The organism is Cohnella lupini (genome assembly GCF_003386205.1).
Classification (GTDB): Bacteria; Bacillota; Bacilli; order Paenibacillales; family Paenibacillaceae; genus Cohnella; species Cohnella lupini.
Genome location: NZ_QRDY01000001.1, coordinates 148,747 through 159,377, shown reverse-complemented (window position 1 = coordinate 159,377; position 10,631 = coordinate 148,747). Strand labels below are relative to the sequence as shown.

Annotated in this window: 10 protein-coding genes; 1 reads left to right on the top strand and 9 read right to left on the bottom strand. The window is 49.2% G+C overall.

The features are described 5' to 3' along the window. Window positions 1–196: 196 nt before the first annotated feature. The 7 genes from DFP95_RS00710 to DFP95_RS00680 form a co-directional block, all read right to left on the bottom strand. Window positions 197–664: a hypothetical protein gene (locus DFP95_RS00710; protein WP_115990651.1), complete on the bottom strand. Its 468-nt coding sequence runs from the start codon at window positions 662–664 to the stop codon at window positions 197–199. 42 nt (window positions 665–706) lie between these two features. Beyond that, complete coding sequence (locus tag DFP95_RS00705) at window positions 707–1,672, bottom strand: ABC transporter ATP-binding protein (protein WP_115991308.1); 966 nt, start codon at window positions 1,670–1,672, stop codon at window positions 707–709. A gap of 1 nt (window position 1,673) precedes the next feature. Continuing rightward, entirely contained in the window at window positions 1,674–2,657 is a 984-nt protein-coding gene (locus DFP95_RS00700) for an ABC transporter ATP-binding protein (RefSeq protein ID WP_115990650.1), read from the bottom strand. A 12-nt stretch (window positions 2,658–2,669) separates the two neighbouring features. Next, complete coding sequence (gene opp4C, locus DFP95_RS00695; RefSeq protein WP_115990649.1) at window positions 2,670–3,593, bottom strand: oligopeptide ABC transporter permease; 924 nt, start codon at window positions 3,591–3,593, stop codon at window positions 2,670–2,672. 14 nt (window positions 3,594–3,607) lie between these two features. After that, on the bottom strand, window positions 3,608–4,561 hold the full coding sequence (locus DFP95_RS00690) for an ABC transporter permease (protein WP_115990648.1): 954 nt from the start codon (window positions 4,559–4,561) through the stop codon (window positions 3,608–3,610). Window positions 4,562–4,626: 65 nt separating this feature from the next. Then, window positions 4,627–6,369, bottom strand: a complete 1,743-nt coding sequence (locus DFP95_RS00685; protein ID WP_115990647.1) for an ABC transporter substrate-binding protein — start codon at window positions 6,367–6,369, stop codon at window positions 4,627–4,629. A 236-nt stretch (window positions 6,370–6,605) separates the two neighbouring features. Next, window positions 6,606–7,517, bottom strand: a complete 912-nt coding sequence (locus DFP95_RS00680; protein ID WP_115990646.1) for an ArsR/SmtB family transcription factor — start codon at window positions 7,515–7,517, stop codon at window positions 6,606–6,608. Between the two features lie 131 nt (window positions 7,518–7,648). On the opposite strand from DFP95_RS00680, the gene DFP95_RS00675 reads away from it, so the two are divergent. Further along, window positions 7,649–8,392: a sulfite exporter TauE/SafE family protein gene (locus DFP95_RS00675; RefSeq protein WP_115990645.1), complete on the top strand. Its 744-nt coding sequence runs from the start codon at window positions 7,649–7,651 to the stop codon at window positions 8,390–8,392. A 492-nt stretch (window positions 8,393–8,884) separates the two neighbouring features. Here the strand turns inward: DFP95_RS00675 and DFP95_RS00670 are convergent, their stop codons facing one another. Next, window positions 8,885–9,718, bottom strand: coding sequence for a carbohydrate ABC transporter permease (locus tag DFP95_RS00670; protein ID WP_425453213.1), 834 nt, complete (start codon window positions 9,716–9,718; stop codon window positions 8,885–8,887). Then, the gene (locus DFP95_RS00665) at window positions 9,715–10,599 is read right to left on the bottom strand and encodes a carbohydrate ABC transporter permease (RefSeq protein ID WP_115990644.1); all 885 of its coding nucleotides are present in this window, start codon (window positions 10,597–10,599) and stop codon (window positions 9,715–9,717) included. The genes DFP95_RS00670 and DFP95_RS00665 overlap by 4 nt, the downstream gene beginning before the upstream one ends. Window positions 10,600–10,631: the final 32 nt, after the last annotated feature.

Genomic DNA, 10,631 nt, shown 5'->3' with positions numbered 1-10,631 from the left:
TCAAAATAAAATGAAATTAAATAAAAATACCTGATTTTACTATAGCATCATTTTGTTTTGTCATTGTAAAATGCAAATTAAATTTCGACTTTTCCCGTCACGCTTCTCTAGGTAGGTTAGAAAAAGACGACTCCCTTCTACTTTACGGATAGAAGAAGTCGTCTCGTCTTTTTTGATTTATCTGAACGCTTCATCACTAAAAAGAAATCGTAATCTCAACCTCGCCCGATGGCAATGCTGCAGTATCGTCGCGAATGAATTTCCAATACGGCGGAATCATGCTTCTTAGCACGTTATAATCCGCCTCAGTCAATCGAAGGCCCTCTAATCGGTCGTCCGTAATCCGATAATCGGTTCCTTCGAGCTTGAGGAATTTGATGGCTAGTAAGCTCTTAATACCGCCGATCGTAATGAACGGAAAGCTATAGCCATCAAGGACCGCAGACTCCATCACCGGCCAGTTGTCCTTTGCATACTCCAATAGACGCTCCCACTTGACCTCGGAATCGACGCGCTCCGCAAGTTCGGCCTCGTTGCTCGTCCGCAGTAGCTCAATAATTTCGGATGAAGCCAATCCACGGGCCAATATTCTTTCCAACTGCAAAGCGTAAAGCTGCGGCAGCTTCGCTTTGCTTAGCGTCTTCTCTTCTATACTATTGCGCACCCGTATCCCTCCCTCCGTAAAGATGTAACTCCCATGTCCAATTCACACAAGATGGCAGGCGACGCTCCGATCGCTCCCAACGTTCCGGAACAATGGCACTTCTTCGCGGCAACGGGCAACGGCGTAGGGACAACGCGTATGAAACTTACAACCGGATGGCGGATCAGCCGGGTTGGGCAATTCCCCGCTCAGGACGATGCGTTCGCGCTTCAGCTTCGGAATCGGGACCGGCACGGCCGAAAGCAACGCCTTCGTATACGGATGCAACGGATCTCGAAACAACTCGTCTCGCGAAGCCCTTTCCATCATGGAGCCTAGATACATGACGCCGATCTGCGAGCATAAGTGCTCGACGACGCTAAGATCATGAGAGATGAATAAATAAGTCAGTCCCCGCGTCTCCTGCATCTTGCGAAATAAATTAATGATCTGTGCTTGAATAGATACGTCCAAGGCGGAAACCGGCTCATCTGCGATAATGAGATCCGGGTTCAGGACGAGCGCTCTGGCTATGCCGACGCGTTGGCGCTGTCCGCCCGAGAATTCATGCGGGAAGCGATCGATATGATACGAAGACAACCCGCAAGCGGCTAGAACTTCAAGCACGCGGTCGCGAACCTCGGCTTGCGGCACAAGGCCATGGTCGAGCAATGCCTCGCCGATCGCATCGCCGATGCGCACGCGGGGGTTGAGCGAGCTATACGGATCTTGGAAAATAAGCTGCATTTTCGGCCGTAGTCGACGCAGCTCCTGCGGCGACAGGTCATATAAATCGATCCCCTTAAACTTCACTTCTCCGTCCGTTTTGTCCGTCAACCGCAGAATCGTACGACCTACCGTGCTTTTCCCGCTTCCCGATTCCCCAACTAGGCCGAAGGTTTCACCGGGTTTAATGGAGAAGCTGATATCGTCGACGGCCTTCACGTTGCCAACCGTGCGGCTGAGCAACCCTGATTTAATCGGGAAGTATTTTTTGAGGTGATTAACCTCCAGCAGAGGTTGCAGGATCTCAGACATTCGCAGTCGCCTCCTCATACAGCCAGCAGGCGACCTTCTGTTGATTGCCGACTTCCTTTAATGCGGGCTGGGTCGTCTTACAGATTTCCATGCAGTGCGCGCACCGTTCGTGAAAGTAGCAGGACGGAACGAGCTCAAGCGGATTAGGTACCTGTCCCGGAATCGAATACAGCTCTTCCTGACGCTGATTAATGATCGGCTTGGATTTCAATAAGCCCTGCGTGTACGGATGCTTCGGATTCTCGAATAATGCTACGACTTCGCCTTCCTCGACGACCTTGCCCGCGTACATGACAACCACATAGTCCGCCATCTCCGCCACGACCCCTAGATCATGAGTAATGAGCAGAATGGACATGTTCGATTCTTCTTTGAACTTACGCAGCATATCCAGAATCTGCGCTTGAATGGTCACGTCCAGCGCGGTAGTCGGCTCGTCGGCAATGAGAAGCTTCGGGCCGCAAGAGATCGCAATGGCGATCATAATCCTTTGCAGCATGCCTCCGCTCAGCTCATGCGGGTAGGAATCCGCAATTTGTTCGGCTCGCGAGATGCCCACTTCGTTAATGAGCTCGATCGCCCTTTTCCGCGCCGCCTTTTTGTTCAATTTCCGATGCTCGATTAGCGGTTCCATAAGCTGCTCGCCGATTTTCAGGACGGGATTGAGGGAAGTCATCGGCTCTTGGAAAATCATTGCGATTTCGTTGCCGCGAATCGTGCGAAGCTCGTTGCGGCTCAGCTTAAGCAATTCCTCGCCGTCGAACCGAATGTTACCGCCGACGACTCGACCGGCCGGTCCTTCGACCAAGCCCATGACCGACATCGCCGTTATGCTTTTGCCGGATCCGGACTCTCCGACGATACAGACGATTTCGCCCTGACGAACTTGAAAGCTCACATCGTCGACGGCTCGTACGGTGCCATCGTCGGTTTTGAAATGGGTTCGTAAATGCTCTATATCAAGTATGGAATTCATGCTCGCTTACACCTACCTTTTCTGCTTAGGATCCAGGACATCCCGTAGCCCGTCGCCGAAAATATTAATGGCGATAACCGTCGCGAATATCGAGAATCCCGGCGGAATCCAAAGCCAAGGATGCTCTTGAAAATCGATCATATTATTAGCCGCATCGATCATATTGCCCCATGTTGGCGTAGGCGCCATGACTCCGAGACCGAAATAGCTCAGCACGGATTCGCTTAGGATAGCTCCGCCGATGTTCAGCGTAGCAATGACGATAAGCAGCGGCACTAGATTCGGCAGCAAATGGTTAAATAGCTTCCGGCGGTCGCGGAGGCCAAGGACGATGGCAGCCTGCATGAACTCCCGTTCCCGCAGGCTGAGCATCTGACCCCGAACCATCCGCGCCAACCCCGGCCACCCGACGATGCTCAGCATCAGCATAACGATATACATGCGATAGTCCGTGGGCACTTTCCACTCCGATAGCAACGCGCCAAAGATGAACAGAAGGGGAAGACTAGGAATCGTTAGAAGTAGATCCGCTATACGCATAATGACTTGATCTACGATCCCGCGATAATAACCGGCAATAATTCCCAGTAACGAACCGATGAATACCGATAACACCATCGAAGCCAAGCCTACCGTCAGCGAGATACGACCCGCTTGAAGCACGCGGGTGAGCACGTCGCGTCCGAGCACGTCCGTGCCTAGCCAGTGCTTGAGACTCGGCGGTTTATTCATGAACGCCATATTAATCTTGTTATCCGTATAAGGGGAGAACAACGGGCCGATGAAGCAAGCCGCGAACATGAACGCAACGACGACAAATCCAAAAACGGCTAGTTTGTTCTTAAGCAACCGTCTTAAGGATTGTCTCCATAACGAGGTGTGCACGGACTTCTTGGATAAGTAAGCCTTTGTCGCTTCTCCATTAATCGTCGACATCTCTCCTTGACCTCCTACAGTCTGACCCGCGGGTCGGCGACATGGTATAAAATGTCCGATACCAGCGTGCCGACGACGGTCAAAATCGCGATAAATAAAGTGAATCCCATTAATAGCGGGTAATCCCGCAAGGAGAAGGATTGCATATAGAGCTGGCCGATACCCGGCCAGTTGAATATTTTCTCGATAATGAGGGAGCCGCCGAATAAGGCGGGAAGCTCGAACCCGACCAGCGTAATCGCCGGAAGCAGAGCGTTGCGTAGCGCATGCGTGAACAATACTTTGCGTTCCTTAAGTCCCTTTGCTCTTGCCGTGCGGATATAATCCTGCTTAATAACATCGATCATGTTGCTTCGGAAATAACGGGTCAATGATCCGACGCCTAGCAAAGTCATTACCATGACCGGAAGAATCATATGATGAATGACTTCTTTCACGTAAGCAAGGCCCGTAGCATTGCTACCCGTCGTAAGCATGCCGCCCGGGGGTAGCCACTTCAGATCGACGGCAAGAAGCTTAATCAGCAAGAGGCCGATGAAGAACGAGGGTATCGACATCGCGGCGAACAGAGCAACCATCACGATCGTATCGAACCACGAATACTGCTTGTACGCGGCAACTACGCCAACGACGACCGCCACCAGCCAAGTAAGAAACGTAGATACGATCGCAAGCAGGAAGGAATTCCAAATATATTGGTTAAACAAAGTGAGAACGGGCTTTTGCTGCGACAAAGAATAGCCGAAGTCGCCGTGAAAGGCATTATTCATCCATGTAACATATCTTTCAATGACGGGTTTGTTAAGCCCGTAAATCTCCCGAAGCTCCTCCTTGCGTTCGGGCGTCAGCTTGATATTACCCGTGATGAAGTCGCCTGGAGTCAACGCATATAAGCAAAAGATTAGGAAAGAGGCTGCAAACAAAATAATGATCATATACATGATCCGTTTAGAGATGTAAGTTCTCATAATCGACTCCTTAACGGCCAATCCCTGCCCGTTAACCGAGCAGGGATGGCGTTACCTTTCGCCTTTTATTGACCGAGCGTCCACTTAGGTAAGCTTGAAGCAAGTCCGTTAAACGGACTTACGCTTAAATTCTGAATCCGTCCATTGTAGGCGTACACGCTCTTCTTATAATTCGTGAAGATAACGGGCAGATCGTCGTTCAACAACGTGTAGATTTCCTTGTAAACAGCCTTACGATCATCGATATTCGTAGTTGCCAAGCCCTTGTTATAAAGCTCGATGAACTTCGGATTGTCGTAGCCTTTAATTTCCCCATCTAAAAATTGGATCAAGCCGTCCGCCGGATCGGTCAACAATGGCGTAGAGAAGGCAGCGAGATCGTAATCCCCGCCTTCGACCTTGGAAGCAAGCGCATTGTAATCCGCAAATACTTCCGGCTCGAACTTGATGCCCAACGCTTCGTAGTCTTCTTTTGCTACCGCTATGAAGATATCGGTGCTCGGGCTTTTGGAACCGAGGTAGTGAATCGTCAGCTTCTTGCCGTCTTTCTCGCGAATACCGTCCGATCCCACTGCCCAACCAGCCTCATCCAAAAGCTGCTTTGCCTTATCCTGATCGAATTTGTACGGATTGATTCCCTCTTCCGTATAGGACCATGAAATCGGCGATGATGGAATGTTAGCTATGGCTCCAGCGCCTTGATTCGCATCCACGTAGATGCTTTGTCTGTCCAGTCCGTAAGTAAGAGCCTGACGAACCTTCTTATCCTTCAATGCCGGATGCTCCAAGTTTAATTGAAGATAACCGTATGTGCTTGGAGTGTAATTGAGTATATTAACGAAGCCAAGCCCCTTCAGCTTATCGATGTTTTCTTTCGTCGCGCTGAAAGACGCATAGTCAACTTCGCCTGTTTCAAGATATTGCCAAGTATCGCCCGCGGCGGTTTTATAGATAAAGTGCTCCGTCTTCGGCTTTCCTTCAAAGTAATTCTCGTTCGCTATCATACGAACTTCTTGACCCGGAATGAATTTCTCGAGCTTGTATGGGCCGTTACCGAGAGGGCTTCCACTAAGCTTCTTCATGTAGTCCAGCTGCCCTTGCTTGTAATCTTTGCCGTAATAAGCTTTAGACAGAACATCGGAGCCAAGCAAGGTTAACGCGCTGGCGTTCGGCTTCTCCAGCGTAACGGAGATCGTTTGAGGATCAATGATTGCGATCCCTTCAATGCTCGTTGAACTACCTTCTTTATAAGCAGCCCCGCCCTTAACTAAAAGGGAGTTCACCTGAGAATCGCCATCATAGGACTTATCGTGCAGAATGGTCCATGTGAACGCTACATCGTCAGCCGTAAGCGGCGAACCGTCGCTGAATTTCAAATCTTTGCGAAGATGAAACGTATACGTCAGACTATCCGCGGAAATTTCCCAGCTCTCGGCTAATCCCGGAATCGGAACTCCTTTATCGTCTACTTTCACAAGCGATGTGTAGAGCAACGAAGAAACATTTCCGTCATATCCGCTTTGTTGGAAGTACGGAGTAAAAGAACCGCTCGGATCGGTTAAGCCCACGATAATCGTGTCCGTACGTTTCTTTGCGATATCCGGTAGCTTGGATATGTCGCTTGCAGTCACTAATCCTGCAGTATCGGCCGATGGATCGGTTGTGCTTGTTCCCGTGCCTGTGCTGCTTGGCGATGGCTGACTAGTGCCCGATGGGTTGGCGGTGTCGGCATTGTTGTTGCCGCAAGCAGCTAAGAATAGCGAGGTTGCAAGTATCACTGCGGATAAAGTCGTCATGCTTTTGTTCATAATCGATAATAGCCTCCTGTTTCGCGTTAGTTTTCTCGAAATGTAATCCCGATAGAATTACTCAGCTTTGTTGTGATGACCTTATTATATGGATGAATTATAGTTCTGTAAATAGAGAACTAAAAATAATTTCTTACAACAAAGAATTAATCCCGTACACACAACTCCATGACCAAAAAATAAAAAACCGCTTCCGCATCGCGATTCCGATGTAGAAGCGGTCTTTTCAATGATTCCTACCTATCTTGCTCAATATATCCCATGATTTTCTTATGGGCTTGATCTAAAGCGCCAGTTCTCAAACTGTACGCCGTAAGCGTATCTCCTTCAAAGTGTGCATGAAGCAATCCGCCGCTTCGAAGCTTCGAGATATGATCATGCGTAATGCCCTTGGATAATTCCAAATGGCGCACGATTTCAATGAAGGTTCGCGGTTTATGATGAACGTATCTTAAAATCTTTAACCTGCTCTTCTCCGCTACGCTTCGGATCATGCGATAATCATGAGGCGTGAGGAAGTCCTCGTCTCCCAAGTAAATCCTCGCGGCATAATGGCAGATCGTGACTTTGCCGTAATGACTAATGACATTCACCGGTTGAAAATGATATTGCGGCATGAGAACGATCTGCTTAAGTCCGTTCATCGGAACAAAGTAAAGCCCGTTCGTCGTATCGTCAATGAGTTCAAGCGTTGGTATCGAGGACACAGATTGTTTCCTGTTACGAGCTTCTTCATTAAGCCTCGTAATAATCATAGGGTCGATATGCCGAAAATACTGCTCATTCCAATGATCGAACAACTTCAAGGTCCGATCGCGAAAATCCGCCATTTGGACCGGAAATTGATTCCCGTACGGTGACATCGTTTCATATAAGTTCCCCGCCGTCATCGCTTCGAGCCATTCGATGAAGCCAGCGACTTCTTCTTCCGGGCAGAGGTGCACGAGCAAGTATGTTAGCTTCCAATCCCCGTCAATTTGAACGTTATCCAGCAGTTGTGCGAATTCAGGCGTTAGCCGCTGACGGACTTCCTTAGCCCAGGACGGGGATAAGTCTAGCTTCTTATGCGATTTACGGCAAATATAGGCATGCAAGCTTCCGATTGCTTCGTATAATGGTTTGAATCTCACATCCAAGCTGTAGTCCACGAACGCACGCCCCTCTCTAATATTTATTATAGCGTGCTAGATTAGTTACGTTCCATTGATTTTTATTCGATGCCAGGTAATATTGATCGCATGTTATAATAGATTCACTTCGACGAGCCTAAGGAGCTACCATGGATATTACTCCCTTGCAACTAACAATTACCGTTCTCTGCGCCTTGTTGATCGGATTTTCGAAGACCGGCGTGCCCACGCTCGGCATCTTCGTAGCGGCGATAATGGCTTCCGTCTTTCCCGCGAAAGAATCTGTCGGTCTTATAACTCCCATCTTGATAACAGGGGATATTATCGCGATCCTCTACTATCGTAAAACGGTTGTCTGGAAGTACCTGCTCGTTCTGCTTCCTTGGGTGTTAGCGGGAATAGGAGTCGGTTTTTTCGTTCTTCGATACATTTCCAGCGGTTCGTTATCCGTTCTGATCGGGAGCCTCGTATTGCTGCTAATCGTACTTCATCTATCCAAGGATTGGATTGAAAATAAGCTTAAATTCGCGTTCACGAAGTCCCCCGTTTTCAATAGCACGCTCGGCGTCCTTGCCGGCTTCACGACGATGGTCGGGAATGCGGCGGGAAGCATCATGTCCATCTACCTGTTATCCAAGGGCATGAACAAAACCTTATTCATCGGTACGAACGCCGTTTTCTTCTTTATCGTAAACGTCATTAAGGTTCCTTTTACCGCTTATCTCGGTCTGATTACTCCGCAATCTCTAACGCTTAACGCATGGATGATTCCGGCCGTGGCCATCGGCGCTTTTATCGGCTTTAAGGTGCTCCCGCTCATTCCGCAGAAAGCTTTTCAAGCCATCATCCTCATTTTGGCTACGCTGGGCGGCCTTAACTTGCTTCTGCTATAACCTAATCATCTCGAGACTTACCCAGAAACTGCCCTTCAAATAAATACGCGGGAAAAACCGACTTTGGCAAGGTGTCCGGGAGGCGCCTCGGAGGTTTGTGCACTTTATGGTAGGAAAAACCGACTTTGGCTAGGCGACCCGGAAGTTTGTGGCACTTTATAGTCGGAAAATCCGACCATGGCGTGGCATCTCGGAGATTTGTTCATCTTATAGTCGGAAAAACCGACTATGGCGAGGCGCTCGGGAGGCGCCTCGGAGGTTTGTGCACTTTATCGTCGGAAAAACCGACTTTGGCGAGGCGTCCGGAGGCCCTCGGAGGTTTGTGCACTTTATCGTCGGAAAAATCTACTATGGCGAGTCATCTCAGGCGGTACCTTCTCATACTAGTAAAGCAGCTTCGCCGTCTTTGGGATGGCAGTATACGTTAGTCCATAAACAAACAAAGAGGGGCCTCGGCCCCTCTTTGCTTTATAAAAATATCGTAAAATTTATTTACCCTTTTACCGCGCCATCCGTAATACCTTGAATGATCCATCGCTGGAAGAAGGCGAAAATAACGACGATCGGAAGCGACGATAAAACCAAGGATGACAATATCAACGGCCAATCTCGGCTGTATTTGCCGAAGAACATGTTAATAGTCAGAACGAGCGTATATTGGCGGTAATCGTTAAGCAGCAGCACCGGTAGCAGGAAGTCGTTCCACAGCCAGAGCAGGTTCAGCACGATGATCGTGAAAGTAATCGGTCCCAGCAGCGGGAAGATGATCAGGAAGAAAGCCTTCCATTCTCCGCAACCGTCTATCTGGGCGGATTCGTCCAGTTCCCGGGGAATGCCCTTCACGAACCCATGATACAGGAAAATGGCCATGTTGACGCCAAGACCCGCGCACACGACGCCTAGTCCGAACGGAGAACCCTGCAATCCTAAATCACGCGCCATTTTCGTCAAGGTAACCATGATCGTCTGGAACGGAATAAGCATGGAAGCGACGAATAGCATGAAGAGCCAGTTGCTTAGTCTGCTCCGCGTGCGGGAAAGCTTGTAACCCGCCAGAGAACTGCAGATGACGATTCCGAAAATCCCGGTAGCCGTGACGACGATCGTATTGAGGCCGCTTTTGAGCATATTGGCTTGCTTGAAAGCATTCCCGTAATTTTCGAAGCTAATCGAAGCGGGCCAGCTCAATACGGAACGGTAAATCTCGCTTTGAGTTTTGAAAGAATTGATGATAGCCATATAGATCGGGAACAGAAAATAAATCGCCATCAACGCAAGAACGATCCATGAAATACCCGAATACATACGCCTGCTCAAGCTGTTCATGCTTCCACCTCGCGTTTCTTCATGATTGTCACTTGAATCATGGTAATGACGAGGATGATCAGGAACAAAATGATGGCTTTCGAGCTGGCATAGCCATAGCGGTTATTGCCTTGATAGGCCTCTTCCAGAATATTCATCGTTATGACCTGCGTTCCCCGTCCCGGCCCGCCGTTCGTCAACGCGTACACGAGATCGTATACTTTGAACGAACTGTTTAACGTAAGGAAAATGCAGATCGTCAGCGCGTGAGCGATAAGCGGGAGCGTAATGTAACGAAACATATGGTGCGGCTGTGCTCCGTCGATGATCGCCGCTTCCTTCAAATGTTGGGGAATTCCCTGGATAGCCGCCATGTATATAAGCAACAGCGTCCCGACTCCGCCCCATACGGAAACGATCAGGATCGTCCAGAACGAAACGCTAGGATCGCCTAGCCAAGACAAATTCAGAAATTTAAGCGCGCCGTTCTCGGCTAAAGCCGGAATAACCTTCGAGAAAACGAATACCCACATGAACGTACTGATGATAACGCTGAGCATATTGGGCATGAAGAAAATCGTCCGAAACAGCCCTTTCGCTTTTTTCCGGGACTCGATGAGCAACGCCAGCAGCAATGCGACCACATTCTGCAAGACGACGGCGCAGACGACGAACTTAGCCGTGAACCATATCGAAGAGCGGAAATTCCGGTCATCGCGGAGCGCTTCGACGAAATTGCCGAAGCCGACGAAGTCGTACGTCTTGTTCAAGCCGTTCCAATCCGTAAAGCTGTAATACGAGCCTTGGAACATCGGGATTACCAAAAATAGAAGATAAAGAAGGAAAGCCGGCAGCACAAACAAAATCAGCGAAAAGGCGGCTCGGTTACCACGGCTCCTCATCGGATACTCACTCCTTAGGAGAGACATACCCT

What these genes read in the sequence shown, in the direction of transcription:
- DFP95_RS00700 (WP_115990650.1), bottom strand. Translation starts at nt 2,657, where the DNA reads ATGAATTCCATACTTGATATAGAGCATTTACGAACCCATTTCAAAACC.
- opp4C (WP_115990649.1), bottom strand. Translation starts at nt 3,593, where the DNA reads ATGTCGACGATTAATGGAGAAGCGACAAAGGCTTACTTATCCAAGAAG.
- DFP95_RS00690 (WP_115990648.1), bottom strand. Translation starts at nt 4,561, where the DNA reads ATGAGAACTTACATCTCTAAACGGATCATGTATATGATCATTATTTTG.
- DFP95_RS00685 (WP_115990647.1), bottom strand. Translation starts at nt 6,369, where the DNA reads ATGAACAAAAGCATGACGACTTTATCCGCAGTGATACTTGCAACCTCG.
- DFP95_RS00675 (WP_115990645.1), top strand. Translation starts at nt 7,649, where the DNA reads ATGGATATTACTCCCTTGCAACTAACAATTACCGTTCTCTGCGCCTTG.
- DFP95_RS00670 (WP_425453213.1), bottom strand. Translation starts at nt 9,718, where the DNA reads ATGAACAGCTTGAGCAGGCGTATGTATTCGGGTATTTCATGGATCGTT.
- DFP95_RS00665 (WP_115990644.1), bottom strand. Translation starts at nt 10,599, where the DNA reads ATGAGGAGCCGTGGTAACCGAGCCGCCTTTTCGCTGATTTTGTTTGTG.